At 52.5% G+C, this 21,374-nt stretch carries 14 protein-coding genes; 3 read left to right on the forward strand and 11 right to left on the reverse strand.

Going from position 1 to position 21,374, the window contains the following annotated elements:
- The first annotated feature begins 55 nt into the window (after window positions 1-55).
- Window positions 56-1,753 (forward strand): IPT/TIG domain-containing protein, encoded by a 1,698-nt coding sequence (locus ACYVIY_RS04605; RefSeq protein WP_460975107.1) that lies wholly within the window; start codon window positions 56-58, stop codon window positions 1,751-1,753.
- Window positions 1,754-1,860: 107 nt separating this feature from the next.
- On the opposite strand, the gene ACYVIY_RS04610 is transcribed toward ACYVIY_RS04605, so the two are convergent.
- The 10 genes from ACYVIY_RS04610 to rpe all read right to left on the reverse strand — a co-directional run bounded on the left by ACYVIY_RS04610 (window position 1,861) and on the right by rpe (window position 17,460).
- Window positions 1,861-2,859, reverse strand: coding sequence for a hypothetical protein (locus ACYVIY_RS04610; RefSeq protein WP_460975108.1), 999 nt, complete (start codon window positions 2,857-2,859; stop codon window positions 1,861-1,863).
- 36 nt (window positions 2,860-2,895) lie between these two features.
- Window positions 2,896-5,661 (reverse strand): hypothetical protein, encoded by a 2,766-nt coding sequence (locus ACYVIY_RS04615; protein WP_460975109.1) that lies wholly within the window; start codon window positions 5,659-5,661, stop codon window positions 2,896-2,898.
- A 75-nt stretch (window positions 5,662-5,736) separates the two neighbouring features.
- On the reverse strand, window positions 5,737-7,128 hold the full coding sequence (locus ACYVIY_RS04620; protein ID WP_460975110.1) for a protoporphyrinogen/coproporphyrinogen oxidase: 1,392 nt from the start codon (window positions 7,126-7,128) through the stop codon (window positions 5,737-5,739).
- A 72-nt stretch (window positions 7,129-7,200) separates the two neighbouring features.
- Window positions 7,201-7,962: a glycosyltransferase family 2 protein gene (locus ACYVIY_RS04625; RefSeq protein WP_460975111.1), complete on the reverse strand. Its 762-nt coding sequence runs from the start codon at window positions 7,960-7,962 to the stop codon at window positions 7,201-7,203.
- Window positions 7,963-8,296: 334 nt separating this feature from the next.
- The gene (locus tag ACYVIY_RS04630; RefSeq protein WP_460975112.1) at window positions 8,297-9,460 is read right to left on the reverse strand and encodes an acyltransferase family protein; all 1,164 of its coding nucleotides are present in this window, start codon (window positions 9,458-9,460) and stop codon (window positions 8,297-8,299) included.
- A gap of 82 nt (window positions 9,461-9,542) precedes the next feature.
- Window positions 9,543-11,330, reverse strand: coding sequence for a hypothetical protein (locus ACYVIY_RS04635; protein WP_460975113.1), 1,788 nt, complete (start codon window positions 11,328-11,330; stop codon window positions 9,543-9,545).
- A gap of 15 nt (window positions 11,331-11,345) precedes the next feature.
- Complete coding sequence (locus tag ACYVIY_RS04640; RefSeq protein ID WP_460975114.1) at window positions 11,346-13,139, reverse strand: glycosyltransferase family 39 protein; 1,794 nt, start codon at window positions 13,137-13,139, stop codon at window positions 11,346-11,348.
- 62 nt (window positions 13,140-13,201) lie between these two features.
- Window positions 13,202-15,241 (reverse strand): OmpA family protein, encoded by a 2,040-nt coding sequence (locus tag ACYVIY_RS04645; protein WP_460975115.1) that lies wholly within the window; start codon window positions 15,239-15,241, stop codon window positions 13,202-13,204.
- A gap of 91 nt (window positions 15,242-15,332) precedes the next feature.
- Complete coding sequence (locus ACYVIY_RS04650) at window positions 15,333-16,742, reverse strand: alpha-amylase family glycosyl hydrolase (RefSeq protein ID WP_460975116.1); 1,410 nt, start codon at window positions 16,740-16,742, stop codon at window positions 15,333-15,335.
- A 46-nt stretch (window positions 16,743-16,788) separates the two neighbouring features.
- Window positions 16,789-17,460: a ribulose-phosphate 3-epimerase gene (rpe, locus tag ACYVIY_RS04655; protein ID WP_460975117.1), complete on the reverse strand. Its 672-nt coding sequence runs from the start codon at window positions 17,458-17,460 to the stop codon at window positions 16,789-16,791.
- 210 nt (window positions 17,461-17,670) lie between these two features.
- Here rpe and ligA point away from each other — a divergent pair, with 210 nt between their 5' ends.
- On the forward strand, window positions 17,671-19,758 hold the full coding sequence (gene ligA, locus ACYVIY_RS04660; RefSeq protein WP_460975118.1) for an NAD-dependent DNA ligase LigA: 2,088 nt from the start codon (window positions 17,671-17,673) through the stop codon (window positions 19,756-19,758).
- Between the two features lie 2 nt (window positions 19,759-19,760).
- On the opposite strand, the gene ACYVIY_RS04665 is transcribed toward ligA, so the two are convergent.
- A complete protein-coding gene (locus ACYVIY_RS04665; RefSeq protein ID WP_460975119.1) occupies window positions 19,761-20,303 on the reverse strand; it encodes a hypothetical protein in 543 nt (180 codons plus the stop codon).
- 124 nt (window positions 20,304-20,427) lie between these two features.
- Here ACYVIY_RS04665 and dapA point away from each other — a divergent pair, with 124 nt between their 5' ends.
- Window positions 20,428-21,324 (forward strand): 4-hydroxy-tetrahydrodipicolinate synthase, encoded by an 897-nt coding sequence (dapA, locus tag ACYVIY_RS04670; protein WP_460975120.1) that lies wholly within the window; start codon window positions 20,428-20,430, stop codon window positions 21,322-21,324.
- Window positions 21,325-21,374: the final 50 nt, after the last annotated feature.

Raw genomic sequence — 21,374 nt, forward strand, 5'->3', positions numbered from 1 at the left:
GGGGCCAGCGTGTAATGAACTCTTTCAATCTCCATGTATAACTCGCTTATCAACTATGAAACGCTTCAAACATTGGTTGTACGTATTACTGTTGCCGCTTGGTCTGTCGGCCGGATTTGTCGCCTGTAAGAAGGATACGGTCCAGGATGATCCGCAGCCGCAGGCAGTGACCATTACCAGTATTGACCCGGCTACTGCTCCGGTGGGCAGTACCATTGCCGTCAACGGGACAAACTTCAGTGCAACCCCCGGTAGTAACGCCGTCACGATTGGGGGCGTAACGGCTACCGTTGTTTCGGCTTCATCTACACGCTTAGTCGTCGTTGTCCCTGACGGAGCCGCCAATGGCCCGGTAGGTGTCGTGGTTGGTGAGCAGACCGTGCAGAGTACGGGTGTGTTTACGGTAACGCCTAAATCCGACAAACCCGTTGTCGAGGTACAAGGCACTACGTTTGCCAATCTGAACTGGACAAAGGGTAATATTTATCTGCTCAGGGGTATGGTATACATCCCGGCCGATTACACACTGACGATTGAACCGGGAACCGTAATTAAAGGAGCAGGGCCGGAACTGGACCCGACCGGAAAAGGCTATGCTGGTACGTTGATTGTTGAACGGCGCGGAAAAATTATGGCGATGGGCACTGCTGCTCAACCCATTGTGTTTACCTCGGCAAAACCCGCTGGTCAGCGGAATTACGGCGATTGGGGCGGAGTAGTTCTGATTGGTAAGTCGCCGATCAACCAAAATGCAGCCACGCCGAACCCCGGTGGTGTGCGCGGTACCATCGAACGCTACGGTGAGCCGTTAGACAACTCTGGTACGTTGCAATACGTACGTATCGAATACGCCGGGGCCGCACAGCCCAGCGGATCAGCTGCCCGGTTGAGTGGATTGTCGATGTATGGCGTCGGTAGTGGTACCACGATTAATCACGTTCAGGTATCCCACAGCGGCAGCGACGCATTTGCCTGGTTTGGCGGTACGGCAAATGTGAAAAACGCAGTATCCTATTACAGCTTCGACGATGATTGGAGTGCCGATTGGGGGTACGTAGGCAACATGCAGTTTGGGCTTGCCGTTCGGAATCCGGAAGTAGCCGATCAGTCGGGGTCAAACGGACTCGAGTTAGAAAGTTTTGACCCAACCGCTACCGTTGACGTAACGCCGGTTACATTGGTGAACGGACTGACGCGGGCCTTCCCGGTGTTCGCCAACCTCAGTAGCTTTGCCTTTAGCGATACGCCCGTTACCACGAACAGCGTGAACGGCACCGGCGCGTACCGGGCGGGGCTGTCACTGCGTCGAAATGCGTCTGCTTCGATCTATAATTCGCTGTATTATGGGTATCCCGAAGGGATCAGGCTGGAAGCCGCCAGTACGGCCGATGGCCTGACAAACGGTCTGATCGATTTGAAAGGGGTGGTACTAGCCAACGTCTTAACCCCGGTGGTAGGCGCAGGAGCCATAACGAACGAAGAAGCAAACGCGTATTTTTCGGCGGCTGGCCGGGCAAACCAGATCGTTCCAACTTCCGCGCTGGCGACATTGCTAGTTCCCAGTTTCACTAGTACCACGGCGCCCAGTTTTGTGCTACAGGCCGGATCTCCCCTGCTAATAGGAGCCGTAGTCGACACCAAGTTGAACAACTCATTTTTTGTAGCGGCACCCTACCGGGGAGCGTTCGGCACCGAAGACTGGACGAAGGGCTGGACAAATTTCAACCCACAGACAACCGATTATGACCGGTAGTTTCTTCTTTATCAACTACCATACGTAGTACTAAACAGAAAGGAGCAAACTGGCTAGTTTGCTCCTTTCTGTTTAGTACCGACTGAGTGAGCGAAGTTAATTAGAAGTTATACACCTAGTTTCTGTCGAACTAGATTGAGCCAGATGGACCGGCCTTCGCAAGTCCAGTGGGTGTCGCTCTTCAGATACGGCGACGGCGAAGCTTGCTTAAAGGCTCCATACGTATCAATCGTTGGAATTTGCAGATCCGGATGCTGCTGAACGCGCTCGATCAAATGGTTATAGGGCTCCCGATTGGGTTCGACAATGCTCGCTTTGTTGGGGATGATCGACAGATAAACTTCATCGAAACCGAGCTGGCGGTAACGGGCCGCTACTGAATTGACACTGTCAATCAGGATGCCGACCTCGTCGTTCGGGAGCCGCGAATAAGACGACAGAGCGCTGGACGTATCCGTGTCCGAGTTAATAAAAATGTGCTGCTGATCACGCGATAGGCTGACACCTGTACTCCACCGGTTGAACCAGTTCAACGTGAGCTGAGCCTTCAATTCCTTAAACCAAAACGCCCAATCCTGACTGAACAGGGCCGATTGCAGCCGCTCTTCCATATCGGTTCGGTGCAGGTCGTTGTATAGCCGACGGTACCAAGGCTGGCGGGGAAGTGGGTGCCCGGCCGTGTCGGCCACGACGGTCAGTTCACGAACCGGACGCGCAAAAATGCCGCGAAAATGGCGTTCGACCGTTTCCAAAATCAATACGTTCCGTTTGGTGGTGTCGAGTTGGGCGCGTTGCGTGAAGTCCCATTTTACCCGCTGGAAATGACTCACCCGAAAGTCGTTCTTGCTGATTCGCTGCTCTTCCGAGAAACTGTCGCCAATAATATATAGATGAGTAGATGCGGTATCACTGGCCCGGTTCGACGTTGGGCAGACAGGCTGGGGCAACTTGAACTGGGGCAGTGCAGAAATTCGGTACAAATCACCGTACCGATAGTCATCGACGATGACTTTAATCTCGTAAAGCCAGTGAGCGACGGTCGATGACAGACCACCTCCCCACAAAACGAGTGCGAATAGGAGGACGCTATAGCGAAGAATACGCATACGTAATAGAAAACTAATGGACTGCGGTTAGTCAACTTACCGCAATCGGATACTAAATACTTGCACAGCCTGTTTAGCACCACTCAGAATGTATAATTCGTTCGTGCGCTCGTCGAACTGTAGGGCAAGGGGAAAGTCACTCGGAATGGGCCGATCGCCAACGATACGTCCATTGAGGTCATATAACGTAGTGAACCCACCAGATTTTACGCTGATCAGTTCTACTCCCGCGCCGAGTCGGTGATAACGAACGTTGTTACGACCCGATTGCAGGGCGCGTACATCAAATCGGCGCTGCCCCTGCTGATCCAGAACGGCAACTTCGGTGTCGGTGGTACGTAGTAACAGCCAGTTGGTTTGTTCTTCATCCGGAAACAGGCGGAACGATCCGCTACGTACCGGCCGGTACAACTGCGTACGTTTGGCAATCAGACCGTTCAGATTTAAGGTCAATAATTGGCCTTCTTCACTGATGGTGTGAATGGTTTGAAGGCCCACCGGCAGCAGAGCCGGGCCAACAAAACGAATCTCGGGTTCTTCGATACTGTTTCGTTCAATTTGGGCCGGAAAATGAGGAAGCTGAGTGCCATTTTCGCGCCAATAATTCAGTCGGCCATCGGCCTGAATGGCCAGCACCTCCATACCCGTTGGTTTGTTGATGACCTGAAACGGCAACTGCAATGGCCCTTTGTGGGGTGGGCTAAGCAGCCGGACAAAGGTTCGCCGTTGGCGGTCAAGGGCGTAAATATGACCTTCTTCGTGCGCGGCCAGCGCCACCAGATTCCGTTGCTGACTGCCTCGCGGCCGAGCCAGATACGTAACGTCAAGACCCTGGGGGAGCTGGATACTTTGCAGACGCACCACGTTTCGCCCGTCTGGGGTAAGACCAGGGTCTGCTATGTACAACCTCCGATCGGTCATGAATAAGTACTGGAGCCGCCCGTTGTTCAGAAAGTCAACCGCCAGGGCGTTGCTGCGGATTGGCCCGGCAATCGTATCCTGCACAATTTTTTCGCCTTCGGGAGTCACGAGTACGAACTGCCCGGCATTGGTTTGCGCGTAGAACTGCGGAGTGGCATCACTCAGGCTACCCGCCACTACGGGCGCTGAAATCAGGGCGTTGTTAAACTCTATCTTTTTTTGCAGCAGCAGCTTGTTAAGCACGGCTTTGCTGGCCCGGCGGGTGGTACGTCCCAGAATTACCGTCGACTGAATGTTCTCATTGCCGTAGCTGGCCTGATACGCCATGTTCTCCAGATTAGCCAGGGCAGCCTGTGGGCCGGCCTGACCCAGTAAGTTCTGCCAGGCGACAGGCCAGGTTTTCGGTACAGTGGTCTGGGTGCGATTCAGGCGGGCAAAAGCGGTGAAGTTGGCCGGACGCAGGGTTGACTTTACCAGTTCCGCCTGCCGTTCGTTTGAAGTCCAGACGGCTCCGCGTTGCAACTGTTGAAGATAGTCCTGCATGGCATCTTCGCTGTTTGCCACGATCAACGATGAACCATGCTGGGTGATCCAGCTTTGCGAAAAACCAGCGAACAGACTGCTCAATAACGAGGCCGGTAACTCGGGCACATTCAACAACAAAATCTTATGGCCGAGAAATTCTTTTAGCGGAGCAGGCGTTGCCGCCCCAATCCGATACGCCACTTTCTGATAAGCACTCGTCAAGGCTTTGCCATCTTTGGCCGTCAGAATGAGCACCTGCCGAAGCGCGTTCGTGGGGGATTCCATCCGGCACAACATAATGTCGTTTCCTAGTGCCTTATACAAGTCACCCGTAGCGGGTTGAATCTGATCGAAGCGGCCACGCAGAAAATCGCTGGATGCAGAGCTGAGCAGCCGACTCAACGACCGGCCAAAGCGAGGTGCATCACTAACGGCAATGTGGTAAAGCGTAGCCGTCGTTTGCGGAATCAATTCGGCATGTTGGATACGCTGTGGTGCCTGCCCCGCGAACAAAGCGGCTACGTCCCGGCGGGCACCGATTTTGTCAACGGCGTAACCAATCAGGTGGGAGCGAGAAGCCGAGGGGCGGAACTGCAAATTCAGTTCCTCCGGTAAGAATAGACGTACCAGCGAGCCTACATTGCTAAACAACGACTGAAGAACCTGCGGACGAACCGACAAACCGGCCAGGTGATCGGCGTCTACGCGAAAATCGGGTTCGTCCTGCGCAAGCTTTAGCGACTGGTGCATGCGCTTTGCTACGTTCTCGGTCAGAATGCCCGAAGCGCTGCCAATCAGAAAATCGTCCGTCAGAATAAATGATCCGATGGGCTCGTTGCCCCGGGCAACCAGATCGAGAATTTTTTCGCCGGAAAAGGTATGATTGAGCACCCGATACTGACGAGGGTCCGGATTGGTGAGCTGGTCAATGAAGGGCTGATCCTGGTCCGAAATCGGAATATAGAAGATGAAATCGAGCCGCGACTTCGAAACGGGGTGGAGCGAGTAGCGTATATTCCGTCGCTTCACAAAGCGGAGTACGCTAGCCGAGTCGGCAGTTGCGTACAGAAAGCGATCGAGCCGTTGCCGGGCTTCATCGAAGATGGGCATCTGCCGCAACGAAATCTCGGTTCGTAGGGCTTGCGCCGAAACCGTATCCTGCAAGCGGTCGCTGGCCAGCACGAGCAGCGCGCCGGGCGGCACTAATGACCCAACCGAAGGGGCTGTCGCAAAAAGATGCCGGTAGCCCAGCCAGCCGCCAATCAGTAGCGCTACTAAGCCAATACCTATTCCAATGCGTTTCTTAGCCAAGGCAAAAGGGTCTGTAGTTTTAGCCGGATCGACGGTGCTGTTCATCGGTAACGTTCGTGGTTTATGTCCATACAAACTACGAATCGCACCGGCGATCCGGCCCAAATTACAAACTAACTCTTATTTTCCCCACATCGCATTCGCCGTTTCGGGGAATGGCAGGGTCAGTTCGGGTACGTTGGCGGCAACGCGGTTCGCCCATTCAACCCCCTGCATAAGCGAGTGATCCTGGTTGCTGACCTCGTATTTCCAGGCGCCAAAGCGGCCCCGTGAATAGATGCCGAACGGCTCTAGTTTTGGCAGAACGGCCTTCAGGATCGCGTCGCGTTCGACGGAAGGCGTCGGATAGCCGTAGTCAAACGCCATGTGCCAGGTCGAAACGATTTCGTCGTCGTCCTGAATCAATTTGTCTTCTTTCAGGGCGCGGATGGTATCCTCGATCAGCGTTTCGCGGTTCACCGGTTTGGCCGACGATTCGCTGGTTTCGGTCATCAATGACCAGTTCTGGTTAATGTCCGGAACGTTGTTGGGGCTGTAGTTTGAGAAGACGGTTACGCGATAGTAAGGGCTGTTCGATTCCGGGAAATACATCCAGCACATGGTTTTCAGGCTCTCTTTGGGTTGCCCTTTCAGCCCAACACCCACTACGTTGGTCGACGAGTGTTTCAGCCCCTGCGCTGTTTCAATAGTCTGCGAGTCCAGCCCTTCCACCTTGCGGGTGAAAATATCAAGCGGCACGGTGCTCATCAGGTATTCGTAATTGATCTCTTCGCCACTGGCCAGGACGATCTTTTTCTCGGGTCCGATAACTTTTTCTACCGTCGCGTTGAGCTTTACGTATTCGCGGCCGACCAGGTTACCCACGGCTTCCCAGATGCCACCAGTACCGTTGTGCTTTGGAAACTTGAACGTACTGTTCGGGCCCCACGAGAAATCGTCCTGATTGAAAATAATATTTTTGGTGACCCGCTGAAGGTCTGTTATGGCAACCCGTTCGCCAACCCAGACCGCGTTCATTTCTTCCGGTGGAAACGCCCATACTTTAAAGTTGTACGGGAACATAAACGTTTCCGCCAGTCCCGGACCGAACGTAGCCAGAATCCACTCGCGGAAGTTAGCAGGCTTCTGATTCGTCGGAAATTTATAGTTGTGGATAATACCCTCCAGGCATTTCCACATCGTTTCGGGCTTGAGGTATTTGATGTTGTTCTGGAACGGATAGGGCACAAACCGATCTTCGATCCAAACCCAGGATTCGCGCTGGTGACTGAGCCAGCCATCTTCACCCAGTGCCTTGAGCATCAGGTCGTCAAAGTACTTATAGTGCGAAAATTGTACGTGTCCGCCTACATCCCAGGTAAACCCTTTATCATCAACGAAGCTTTTGGACAAGCCGCCGATGCGATCTTCTTTTTCGAGAACGATGAAATCTGTAATGCCTAATTCTTTCAGGCGGTAAGCCGCTCCAAGGCCCGTCGGCCCAGAGCCGATGATAACGTATTTATAATTCATGATTGTGAGCCCTAACCCCATTGGGGCTTTTTAACGAAGAGTCATACCACTGTTGGGGACAGCAGGTTTATGTTAAGCCGCTACCGGCTCGGGCGCTTTTAACGCTTTTACCTTATCGCTGAGATCAAAGCGGAACTGCGCCAGTTCCTTAAAGCTTTGAATGCACACCTTCAGCAGCTTCCATTTAAGAATCGACACCGTACCGGTCAGCCGTTCTTTGTGCGTGATTGGAATGTCGAACAGGTTGCAGCCTGCTTTTTTGGCCATAACGGCCAGAAAAATATTCGGCGCAAAGGGAGTTGGCGTTGGAAGCTGAGCCAGCAGCTTGCGCAGGAACGTACCCCGAATGAGCCGGAATGGAATGTTGCTATCCATGATGTACGTACCATAGATGAATGCAATACTGAGTCGCAGAATGCGCGTGATCACCAGCCGGGCCGGGGCATCATACCGTTCTTCGCGGTAGCCGAGGATAAACGGCGATTCGCGTCGTTTGGCCCAGAGCTTCTCGAAATCCTCAGTAACGAACTGGTCGTCGCTGTCGGTCTGAAAAACGTATTCGGAATCTAACGCAACGGCCTGACGATAGCCATTGACAACGGCGTTTCCGTGTCCACCATTCGGCTGGTGTACCACGATTAGTTTGGGATAACGCGATTTGATCTGATCGAGAATAGCACCGGTATTGTCGCGTGAGCCGTCATTGACGACAATCAAACGCGTATTTTCGGTAGGAAACTGACGGGTTAGTAAATCGGTCCACTGCTTGACAACAACTTCAATAACTTCTTCTTCGTTGTAAGCCGGCATTACGATTGACAGCAGGAGGCTCATGCAGTGTACTTTAGGTGGTTGGCGATACGTCGGTTGATGACCAATAGTAAGCAAAAAGCTGAACAATTCCTTACATCCGACGTAGATTGTTCTTGCCTAATAAACACGACAAATATACGTAATTGTTATGGGTAGCCGCTGTATCGGAATAGGACTTTATTAACCGGGAACGCATACGGATGCCCCAGCCGCTTTATTTAATTGCAAATAAGCACTATCGAATGATGCCGATAAAGAATGACTAATTAGGGAATGGGGCGAATAGCTGTTCTGTTTTCCAATACGTCACTCCTAAATATGACAACGGTTCAAACCATACGTAGCAAGTATCAGATCAATACGAGTAGCGATCTTTAAGACTGTTAATCGGTTTTTCGATCAGGAACCAGGAGACAGTGGCAATGGCGACCGTCAGGGCTAGATAAAAGGCGAATTGGAATACGTAAGAACTGTGCAGAAACGGCAGAACGTCCGTGATCCGTCGCCAGGCACGTACCGTGAAATGCGTGGGCTGGGTATGATAGACGTTGAACACGAAGTTGTGGAATAGATACAGCCCGTAGCTAATGCGGCCCATGTACTGGCTGACCGGATTTTCGAGCAGCCATTTCATCGGGCCGGTGTAGCCCAGCACCGCCCGTCCAATCAGGAAGAAGCCAATCAGCGACGCGGCCAGCCGCTCCCAAACGTCGGACATGATGTTATGATGACCCGGTAAACCGGTAACGTCTGGGATAGCCGGTAGTTGCTTGTTCATCCAGGCGACAAACGCCAAGGCAAAAATGCTGAGCCAAAGCCAGATCGCTGGCCTGAACACCTGCTCGAACCGGTTCCGTTGGTACAGCCACCAAAAGGCCATAATTGCCCCTAAGCCAAACGAGTCGAGACAGGCGGGCATGGTTACGTAGCCAATAAACCAGGGCATCCGGGCGCGGTAAAGGACGTATCGCAACGTAATAGCACTGATAATAAGCAATGCAGCCGTGAGCGGAACCCAGCGCCGGGGTACAAAGAACAGAACCAGTGGGAAAAATAAATACACCTGTTCCTCGACCGCCAGTGACCAGAGGTGATCGACGGTTCCCATCCACGAGGTGTAGTAAGCCATATACAGGTTGGTGGCGTACAAGGCCAGCCAGGCAAACGTTCGCCGGACGGGCGGTTCGTTGATGGCGTACAGGACAAACAGCGTCAGGTAATAAATGGGAAAAATGCGGATGGTACGACGTATGTAAAACGTTTTCAGGTACGTACCTAAGCCGCCGTTTGGCTGGTTGCTCAGCTTGTCTTTGCTCGAAAGCAGGATCCGGGTAATCAGAAAGCCGCTCAACACAAAGAAAATAGTAACGCCTAGTGCGCCGAGGGGTAATTCCACGCGCCCCGCCATCCAATGGTCGAACAGGACCAGCCCAACGGCAATGAACCGGATCCCATCTAACTGTTTGAGGTGGTTCAGCGTTGGTCGGACAGATGTTGTTACGGGCGCGTTCGGTTGCATATTGAATCTCGTGAATAAAGCAGTTCGTTGGTCTGAACACATCGAGCCGGGTAATTTTGAAAGCCACCCGACTCGATGTGCATTACCAGTTCTTTTTAGTTGTGTCTACAGGTTGCCCTTCCGATACAATCGTTTGATTCGTTGGGTGTAAGTTTACCTGCGTAGTGCCGTTGAGGGTTAGTACAAACAATTGATAGGTACCTGCTTCCAGATCCGCTTTGGGAATCGTCGCGTCGAATCCGGTCGTGAACGAGCGTGACGGCATCAGGCGGGCCTGAACGGGTGAAGTTTGATGTTGCCAGACCGGAAACAGATACGTTCGTTTGGCCGATCTGGCCATTATGTAGTTGCCTCCGGTACGTAGTGGCTGAGCTGGAGTAACGGCATCTGTTACGTTAAAACTGGCTGTGGTCGCCGTTATCGTAACGGGCACTGGCTGCTGCTGACTAGCTCTGAACAGTACGGATGCTGTAGTATCGTAAAAAGCGGGTTCGGGTTGAGTATAACGTTCGGTAACGGGATCAAGTTGGGCCACCGGACGATTGGTCGTATACGTCCAATTGTATTGACTGGTAAGCAGCCAGTCGCGCCACCAGCTCGTTTCGTTCAGAAACGAATAGTACGACAACCAGGCTAGAAGCAGTCCGCCGACGTAGCCGCCAACGCCCGTCCAGCCTCGGTACCGAGGCTGAAACTGTACAATCGCATACGTATACAACAATGCCAGTAATGTTAACGAATAGATTTTGTACCGGCTCGTGATCAAGAGATCGGCCCCGAAGCCGGTTCGGGCCAATGCTACTATAGCTGCCGTTCCCAATATGAAGGTGGCACTACACCAGAAGAACAGGACAACCGGCGCCAGAGCAGGAGCATTTGGTGAACTGAATGCGTGGCGCGTGAACCGCTGACGAAACTGGCGGCTCAGCAGGAGCCAATTCGACAGCACCTCCCAACCCATACTGACCAACGTAACAACGACCAGTAGCCCACCGAGCAGCACGCTATTTTGAAGCGCTCGCCCAATAGGAAAGGCTTCAGCCGATGCCCCCACCACCGCAAACCAGCCTTTTAGCAAAGCGAACACACCGGGCCGAACGTAGGCTATGCCGCCGGGTTTTTCAAACCGAAAAAAGTAGAGCCCGATGATGAAAATAGCGCTCAGCGTCCAGATCATTACCGGCTGGCGGAGTTGGCGAAACGGCATTCGTTTAACGGGGGCGGGTTGCAGCAGCAACAGCACAAAACCAAGTGGCCACACCAGTAACCCATTGCCACTAGTGAGCGTAGCTAGTACGGCTGACGCAATGGCTAAACCCAGCCGGTTGGTGTAACTCAGGAGGTAAAACGCGCCCAACACCCATAACACGACCGAAAAGTTTTGCAGAGCCGCCATGCCCCAGAACATATTTTCCCACTGCGACAGGTTGAGTAAACACAAGGCAACGGGAACAGCGTAATACATCGACCGGTCGGCCCGTCGCAATATGGCGATGAACAGAAACAGCAACCCAACCAGACTAAGGTTGCCGATCAGCATCAGGTGGGTACAATTCAGTTTGCCAAACAGCCAATAATCAAGCGCGGTAATAACCCGGTCATACACGATCCGGTGCTCATTATGCTGGCGGAAGAGTTGATGAACCTTACCGAGCAGGGTAGTCTCCTGATCTGAATAGTACAGGAAAGCCCGCAGCGCATGATCGTCCCATTTAGGCACGTTGACCGCATATTGCTGCCAGATTAGCCCGAACGCGATGACAGGAATGGCCACCAGAATCCACGCTCCCGCCGTCTGCCACCCCGTAGCGCGTGAGCGTTGACCCAGGGCAGTAGGACGAGTATAAACGGAATGGGTACGAGGCATCATCGGGTACGAATGGGCTTAATAACGGTATTTGGTGCCTTCAAAGTCGAAGATGACGACCCGCGAACCGGTTTTCCCCTTTACCAGAACAATACGGTCGGTCTGCGTCGTATCCAGGCGTTGGTAATATGTAGCGTCCTTCGGCAGATACAGGTTCGTGTACTGCGCATCCATAATAGAGTGGGTGCTGTACGTTTTTTCGATCTCGTCGCGGGGGGTTGTGCGCGCCGATGGATACAGGATCGTGTCGCCAGGCGCGTACGACTTAATGATCCGTTCGGCCGCCGTCATGTACGGATTCGCAATCCGGTAACGGCCATAATACGTGTATTTAGGCGATTGGTCTTCGTAGATTCGGTGCAGCAGATCGCCGACAAAATACGTCTGAATGGCCAGCACAACGCCTAAGGTCAGGCGGAGGTAAGCCGGTTGTCGGAAAACCTGCTGCACGGCGATACCCGCCAGAATGATGGCGTACGGAAACGAAAAGCTGGTATACCGCTGGGTAATGCCATAGGTGTGGCCGTTCCGGAAAGCCATGACTAGAATAAATAAGGTTGGCAGAATACTCAGCAGGCCGATAAACACTAGAAAATGGCGTTTGGAACCAACTGTGGTCCGGCTGGCCGCCTGGTAAAACAGATACACAAATAAGGGGAACGCAGCCGCTACAATCAGTCGGGCCGACATAACGGTGTACAACGGAAAAGCAGCTACCAACAATAGCGGCACGGCCACTTTAACCCATAGTGGGGTCGCTTTGATCCGTTCCGACCAGTGAACCAGGCCAACGGCCAGCGTGCCGAATCCGAGGGCGAGTACTAAATTCCGAAACGCCAGCGTCTCGTTCGATAACCCATTGGTCAGTAGGAATAAGTCGCTGGTAATGGGAATCATTTTTTTGACAACGTTCGCGACTGTAGCGGGCAGAATGATGCCAAACCCATTATCGTAGGGATTCGTGTACGCCAAGCCCCGGTAAAGCTGGGCCTGGTAGGCCATCGTCATAAAGATGTATTTTCCCCCGCCGAAAACGAACCAGGGCATAACCAGGATCAGGGCCGATACAAACCAGGTTATCGCCAGGCCTAAGTATGTCTGCCAGTTTCTGACGTACAGGAGTAGGTACAGACCGTGACAAACATAAACCAGCGCCCCGAGGTAGTGGCCCAAGATGGTCAGCGCAAAGCACAGGCCGTAGCCTATATAAAAACCGATTGGGTGCTTTCCTTCGGCCCGCTTATCCAGGATTCTGAGAAAAAGATACGTAGCGAGTAACGAAACGAATATGGTTGTGCAGTAGCTGCGGGCCATGTGGCTGTAGGAAATGAAAAACGGCTCCACAGCCGCCAGTAAGGCGCATACTAAGGCGAGTGGCTTCGATCGCAGGTAGCGGCTAACCAGTAAATAGATGATACCGACGATGAACGTACTGAACAAAACAGACGGAAATCGGATCGAAAAATCGCTAATGCCAAACACCTCGATCCAGCCCGACAGCATGGCCGTGTACGCAGGGCTGTTGCTGATGTCGCTGCGGATGATGGCTTCGTTGTAGTCGCTGAGCGTTTTGGGTTTCCAGAATTCTTTGGGGGTAAAATACACTTTGCCGGGTGTAAAGTAAACATCCCGCTGATTGGAGCCTTCCAGCACGACGCCCTGTGTGCACACCAACGTCAGCTTTTCGTCGAGGTAAATACCATGAACGCCCGACTTATACAGCCGCAGCCCAAAGGCAAATAGCAGAATGACAAAAATGGTGATGCGTGAACGACTAATGGCCGTAAAAAAACCAGAACGATGGTCGTTCATTGGGCGGTCAGTAACGAGTGAATTCGGCATACAGGCGCAAAGTAAGCCAGTGCCTGCTGGTTTTACAATTTCAGGATGGTGAATTCTACCCGCCGGTTCAGTTTGCGTTTCTCTTCGGTCTCGTTACTGGCAATGGGTTTACTAGGTCCCCAGGCTTTCGTTTGGATGCGGTTTTCGGCGATTCCTTTGCTCGTCAGGTATTCCTTTACAACCCGGACCCGGTCAGCGGCCAATTTCATATTCGGCTCCCAGTCGCCCTGATTATCAGTATGTCCTTCAACCAGAAGCTCCATTGCCGCGTATTTTTCCATCATCGCTACCACCCGATCCAGCTCAACGTTAGCGCCGGGCATCAGCTCGAACTGACTTTGCTGAAACAGCACTTCACGCATCACTATTTTCTGCCCCGGCTCAATTTTGACCAGGTACAGGTTGCGTTTGATATCGCGGAACCGTTTGTCTTTACTCAAGTCGAGCGTTTCGGTAGCTGGGAAATAGCCTTCTTTTCGGGCCGTCAGGTTATATGTTTTCTGAGTCGGTAAAATGATCTTGTATTCGCCGGTCTCGGGACTGTATTCGGCTTTGGCTACGTCTTTTTGTTCGCCTGACACGCCCGAAACTACCTCCGAGGCAACTGGTTTTTTCGTCTGTGCATCCAGCACTTGTCCCGAAATAATGGCCACCGGATCGGGCTTGATCGCTGGGTAAAGCTTCAGGCGGAAGATATCATCCTCACCCATTGACCCATCCCGTGAACTGAGGTAAGCGTAATCGCCCGAAGCCGGAATGGTAAAATAACCGTCCCACTCTGGCGTGTTGATGGCTGAGCCCAGATTTTCGGGTTCGCTCCAGTTTCCCCACGAGTCATCGAGTCGGCGGCTGACAAAGATGTCGCCGTTTCCATAGCCCGGATGACCCATCGACGTAAAATACAGCGTGCGGCCATCCGCAGCCAGAAACGGTGAGCTTTCGGCATCAGCGGTATTGATCACCCGACCCAGTGAAACGGGTTCCGACCAGGTCCGGTCCGACTGTTGCAGAGAAACGTATAAGTCACGATTTCCCCGGCTGTCTCTTCGCTGAACCGCCAGAATAATGGCCTGCCCGTCAGGCGACACACAAAACTCCAGTTGGTTTTGCTCGTGCAGATTGTAGTTGTTGGCGATCTTGCACTCCGCGGGCTGCGACCAGCCTGCCTTAGTCCGGATCGACTTTGAGATGCCAAACGTTAAATCGCCGTTTGGATGATACACGTTGATCAGGTAGGCGGTTCGGCCATCGGGAGCCATGCCACTGATAGCGTTGTCGCCCGTAGTGTTGATTGGCGCGCCGATGTTCACCGCTTCGCTCCAACTGGGGGGAGTGCCCGATGCACCCGATTGAAGGGTCGAGAACCAAACATCCTGATGATCAGGAGAGCCCAGGTTGGCTTTGTTGTAGTTGCGGGTAAAATAGAGAGTGCGGCCATCGGGGGAGATCACCGGGGCCACTTCCTGGCCAACCGAGTTAACGGTTTTGCCCAGGTTTTCTTTCTGAATGTCTTTGGGAATATCTTTCGATACGTTGATAGCAACCGAAACAGGTTTGGTATCCTCAGAAATGCCAATCGCATCAATCTGGTTCATGCCTTTGAGGGCCGCTCCGTTGATGAACACTTTCACCTGCTGACAGACATAGCCCGAATCTTTCGGGAAAATATGCAGTAGTGGATCGGGCCGTGACTGCGTACCAGTTGCCTGGTAGACTGGGTGTTCGTTTCCTTTTTCATCGATTACTACCACCTTAATTACGGCTCCGGGATTAACGTTTTCGGCAACTACGATCTGGCGGGCACGTACTGGTTTTTCAAAACCAACCTGAATCCATTCGTCCGCTGTTCCGTCCGGATAAAAGGGCGCCCAGGCGCAGGGCGTTTCGCCTAATTGCGGAACTTTACTCGGCCGACCCAGCGCCTGCGAAGCTTTATATTGTTCGCCGGTTACCTCTCCTTTTTTCTCCGACGATACTCCTATAACCTGGCTCGCCCACTGAACGGTTTGGGCAGAGCCTCCAGTGGCAACAATCAATAAGCTGATGCAGAGTAATAAACGTAGTAGGCGCATAAACTTCACTCGACAAACAACTCTAATTTAAGCAGCATGCAGAACTATTGCAACGAATAATGATGAATGGTAAGTGGTGTCAACAGTCCGGCTAGTTGGTCAGCACCCGATATTCCCAGGGTTTCAACGTAACAGCCATATCAGCTTTCAACTCCACCGACCGATGACTGAATACGTCTGTATAGATGCCCACGAACCCATCGCCCGTCAACTGAAAGTTCTGCGCCTGATTGCTCAGGTTCAGCAACACCACAACCCGGTCGGAATCACGTTGCCGCTGAAAGGCGTAGATCTTGTCATCGTGGTCGGTAACAATTTTCTCCACTTTGCCACCAGCCAGCCCGTTCCAGAGCGCACGATTGCGGTGTTTCAGCGTCAATAAAGCTTTGAAAAAATTACTCTTTTCATACGTACCCCAGGCAATCGTGTCTTTCTCAAAAAAAGCCAGGCGCTTGTTCAGATTGGACTCCATGCCATTATAAACGAGCGGCATGCCCTCCAGCGTACTGCTCAGGACAATAAAGGCGTCAGCGGCCGGACCGAAGGATTCAGTCAACGTACCATTCCAGGAATTTTCGTCGTGATTCTGGGTGAACAGCATCTGGTAATACCAGGCGGGAAAACGCTTCTGATTCGCGTCCCGCAGGGAGTCGATTTTGTCGGCGGTGCGCGCACCCTTCGCAACGGCTCTCATCATTGTATGCATGCCCCATCCGTAATTCATATTGAAGCAGCTTTTAAACTGATCAGGTTCGTCTTCCCACTCCGATAGCATGAATACGGTTTTAATTTTATCCAGCTCGGGACGAAGCTGCGCCCAAAAGTCATTGGGAACAAAGCCCGCTACGTCGCACCGAAACCCGTCGATGTCGCATTCTTTTAGCCAGTATTGCATGGCCTCGATCATGCCTTTGCGCATGTCTGGGTTGTCGTAGTTCAGGTCCACGACGTCGGTCCAGTCCGTAGGATTTCCGGTTTTGGGGTCGATTGGCGCGGTCATCTTACTGTTCACTTGCGTGTACCAGTCTGGATGTTCCGTTACCCACACGTGATCCCAACCCGTATGGTTTGGCACCCAGTCGAGAAGTACCCGCAGGCCAAGGGCGTGGGCGCGCCTGACCAAGGCCTTGAAATCGGCCAGCGTTCCATATTCCGGATTAACGGCTTTATAATCGGCAACGGCGTAAGGGCTGCCGAGTGTCCCTTTTTTGTTTTTCTGACTGATGGGATAAATCGGCATCATCCAGATGATGTCAACCCCCATTTCTTTCAAACGGGGAAGTTGGGCTTCAACGGCTTTGAAATTTCCTTCGGCCGAAAACTGGCGGGTGTTTACTTCGTAGATAGTGGCGTTCTTAGCCCATTCGGGCGAGGGTGGGGCGGTCGAAGCCGTCGTGTCGGATAGAGGTGTTGTGGGTGGAGATTGATTCGATTTATTGTCGCGACAGGCCGTTGTTAGTACAAGCGCACTGAGCACAACGACCAGCATGGATTTCTTCATAGGTAAGTTCTTGTTAATGAACCTGGATTAAGCGTTACGGTTTGGGTTAGGCAATCATTGGCGAACGGCTATTTTTCAACTGCCGGATGGCTTCCAATGGATCGTCGGCTTTGAACACCGAATTGCCTGCTACTAATATATCGGCTCCGGCCGCGAGTAAGGCCTGTGCATTACTCTGACCAACTCCTCCATCAATTTCGATCAGGGCCGATGCCTGATTGGCCATTAGGAGCTGTTTTAATTTAGCTACTTTCTGAAGCGTATGCGGAATGAACGACTGCCCGCCGAAGCCTGGATTGACCGACATGATAAGCACTACGTCAATCTGCTCCAGGACGTCTTCCAGGCCTGATACCGGCGTATGCGGGTTGAGCGCAACACCGGCCCGGCACCCCAGCTCGCGAATGCGGGTGAGCGTACGGTGCAGATGCGTACAGGCTTCGTAATGTACATGAATGACGGACGCTCCTCCTTCGGCGAAGGCGTCGATGTACCGATCGGGTTCAGTGATCATCAGATGCACATCTAGGGGCTTCTGACAATGCTGACGCACGGCTTCCAGCAACGGAAAGCCAAAGGATATATTCGGGACAAACACGCCGTCCATTACGTCGAAGTGCAGGTAATCGGCTTCGCTCCGGTTAATTAGGTCAAGATCACGTTGCAGGTTTGCAAAGTCGGCGGCTAATAAAGAAGGAGCGATCAGGGGCTGGCTCATAGATAACAGCGGCAGTTTAACGAATGAATCTTAGCAGGTAAGGGCTGTAAACGGCGCTTATTTATCCTGTAAAAGTACATTTTTTTAGAGAACGAAGAAACAAAACCAAGAATGGCTGCTTAGTACACCGAATGGGCTTGACCCGCACCGGCGAATTGGTCATTTTGCCTTCCGCTCGTTTTCTTTGCAGTAGTTTGCCGCTTTATAATTATGACACCACAGGAACGTATCGTTGAGTTAACCGACCAACTGAATTATTATAACTATCAATATTATCAGAACAGTGTCTCGGAAGTCGATGACTTTACGTTCGACCGGCTGCTGACCGAACTTACTGAATTGGAAAAGCAATATCCGGAATCTCGGCGGTCCGATTCACCGACATTACGGGTGGGAGGCACGGTTAGCAAAGAATTTGCGACGGTATACCACCGATTTCCGATGCTATCGCTAGGCAATACGTACTCGGAAGAAGATCTGGTGGAGTTCGACAATCGCGTTCGCAAGGGACTGAACGGGCAGGCATACGAGTATATCTGCGAGCTTAAATTCGATGGCGTAGCGCTGAGTATGACGTATGAAAACGGCCTGCTGGTGCAGGGGGCTACGCGGGGCGACGGCGTTCGGGGAGACGATATAACGCATAACATCCGCACCATTCGAACGGTACCGCTGCGCGTCAATGCGGCTGAGGTTCCGGCCCTGTTCGAAGTGCGCGGGGAAGGGTTTTTGCCGTTGGCCGAGTTTGAGCGAATCAACAAGGAGCGCGAAGATATCGGCGAGCCGTTACTGGCTAATCCCCGGAATGCTGCGTCGGGTACGTTCAAGCAACAGGATTCGGCCATGGTCGCAAAAAGGCGGCTCGATTGCTACCTGTATTCGTTTCTGTCAGAACCTGAAGTGTTTCAAACCCACGAAGAAAGTCTTGTCGCTCTGAAAAAATGGGGCTTCAACGTATCGCCTACCTGGCGGAAATGCGTCGACATCCGGGACGTAATGCTGTACATCAACGAATGGGAAACCAAACGTTTTGACTTGCCCCTGGGTACCGACGGCATTGTGATTAAAGTGAATCGGTACGACCAGCAGCGCGAACTGGGCTACACAGCGAAGAGTCCCCGCTGGGCCATTGCGTTCAAATACAAAGCGTTAGCGGCCAGTACAACCCTGAATGGCATCAGCTACCAGGTCGGCCGGACAGGAGCCGTAACGCCGGTTGCCTTACTGACCCCCGTGCTACTGGCCGGAACGATTGTCAAGCGAGCCTCGCTGCACAATGCCAATGAAATTGAGCGCCTGGGCGTCATGCTGCACGATACGGTATACGTCGAAAAAGGGGGCGAGATTATTCCGAAGATTACGGGCGTTGATCTGAGCAAACGGACGGGGCAAACCGAGCCAATCATCTACCCAACTACCTGTCCGGCCTGTGGCACTCCGTTAATCCGGAAAGAAGACGAGCGCGGTGCGGCCCAGGCGCATTTCTATTGCCCGAACGAAAAAGGATGCCCACCGCAGCGGCAGGCCCGGTTCGAGCACTTCATTCAGCGCCGGGCGATGAACATCGAGAGCCTGGGCGAAGGCAAGATTGAGCTGCTTATCGAACGTGGGCTGGCGCAGACCCCGGCTGATCTGTATGATCTGACCAACGAAAAACTGCTGGGTCTGCAAAAAACCTACCCGGCCAGCCCAATCATCAACGAAGACGGTTCGGAGGAGCCAGGCAAAGCGCGCACGGTGAAGTTCGGCCAGAAAACCGTTGACAATATCCTGACGGCTATCGATCGTTCGAAAGCGCAGCCATTTTCCAACGTGCTGTTTGCCCTCGGTATTCGGTACGTAGGAAACACCACCGCTGAGCGGATAACTGACTATTTCGGATCGATGGATGCGCTGATGAACGCGTCGCTGGAGACCCTGGCCAACGTACCGGATGTAGGCCCACGCATTGCGCAGAGCCTGGCCGACTGGTTTGCTGATGCGGAGAATCGGGAGCTGGTCGAGCGACTCCAGGCGGCTGGGCTGCAGATGGTAGGCCAGCGTAAGGTAGTTGAGGCCGAGAGTGATTCCTTACTGGGCAAAACGTTTCTGTATACCGGTACCTTTCAACACTTTAGCCGCGAAGAACTGGAAGAACGTATCGCGGCTAACGGCGGTAAAGTTCTCAGCGGCATTTCGAAAAAACTCAACTACCTGATTGTCGGCGAGAACGCAGGGCCGTCGAAAGTAGAGAAAGCACAAAAGCTCAACGTAACGATGATCGGAGAAGATGAGTTTATGGCGATGCTGGACGTGTAAGTTCATTCGGGTCGGATTGTCTGTAAAATGCCCAGTACTTCGCTGTGCAAAGCGGAATCATACGATACGCTTAGCGATTGCCGTAAGACACCGGTACCAGCCTCTTTTAAATACAAGACGCCCTGCGTTTGTGGTTTCTTCGAGAAATAGAAGACAGCCTGTAGCTGATTATCGCGAAAGATAGCAACAGATTGATCCAGCACCAGAGAACCCACCGTTACCGTCGACGGATACGGAACTGACGGATATGGTGTTGGTAAAGCCGGACCGTAGCTACTACAACTTAATGAGCCACAAAAGGCATAGGCAAACTGGGCTTGTTTGTCGATACGGTTCTTACTGAAAATAGGTCCTTCAAAGCCAACCATGCCGTTTCCTTCATAACCGGGTGGAAATTGTATCGCGTAGTAGCCATTGAGCGGTTCGACTTTCCAGTGGGGCTGGTTCGCCACAACAAGCGTAAAACTGGCCGGATCTGGTAAATCTGTGTTTTTTTGGCAGCCGGTCAGACTCAGCAACACCAGTAAGAATAGCAACTTTTGCATATCTGTCTATTTCTTTTCAAGACCCGCCAGTATTGATGAAAGTTGTATCAGAGAACCAAAATTTGAGAAAGTTTTCGAAATTAAATTCACGTAACTTTGTAAGCATAAATTCTTGTTTCCGCTGATGGACACCAATTTTCATGGCGTGGGGGTTGCAATTGTAACGCCGTTCAACGCTGATCATACGATTGACTTCGATGGCTTCGGCCGCATTATCCGGCACGTTTCCGAAGGGGGCGTCCGATACATTGTCCTACAGGGCACCACGGGTGAATCACCGACGGTGACTAAGCAGGAAAAGAACCAATTGTTGCAGTATCTGAAAGAAAACAACCCGAAAAACCTGCCTATCGTCTTCGGCGTGGGGGGGAACGTTACCGCCGACGTAGTGTCAGGCATGAAAGATATTGATTTTGAAGGCGTAGACGCGATTCTGTCGGTTTGCCCATATTACAACAAGCCAGGAAAGCGGGGCGTAATCGAGCACTTCACCCGCGTTGCCGACGCGAGCCCGGTGCCGGTTATCCTGTACAATATCCCCTTCCGGACGGGAATCAACATGAGTGCCGAAACGATCTGCGAACTGGCTCAGCACCCGAATATTATCGGCGTTAAAGAGGCTTCATGCGTAATTGAACAGTGCATGGAGATCGCGCGCGACAAGCCCGATGATTTCCTGCTGATTTCGGGCGATGACGTACAGGCCGTGCCCATCATCAGCATTGGTGGAGTAGGGGTGATGTCAGTGATTGCCAATGCCTTCCCGGCTAAGTTCTCGGCTATGATCGACGCGGCCCTGCAAGGCGATTTTGCATTTGCCCACAAGGAACTAGGTCATTTCTTACGTATCGATCCGTTGCTGTATGAGGAAGGAAATCCGGTTGGCGTAAAGAACATTCTGGACATCATGGGCCTGATCTCCAGCGAAGTTCGGCTGCCACTGATGAAAGCCTCCGACGACTTAAGCGAACGCCAGCGGACTGTGCTCCAGCGCGATGGGTTGCTCGAACTCGTTGTTTAAGCAAACTCCTTAGCAACCAGAAAAGCCGCTCAGTTAGGGCGGCTTTTCTG

This window comes from Spirosoma knui, from assembly GCF_054780635.1.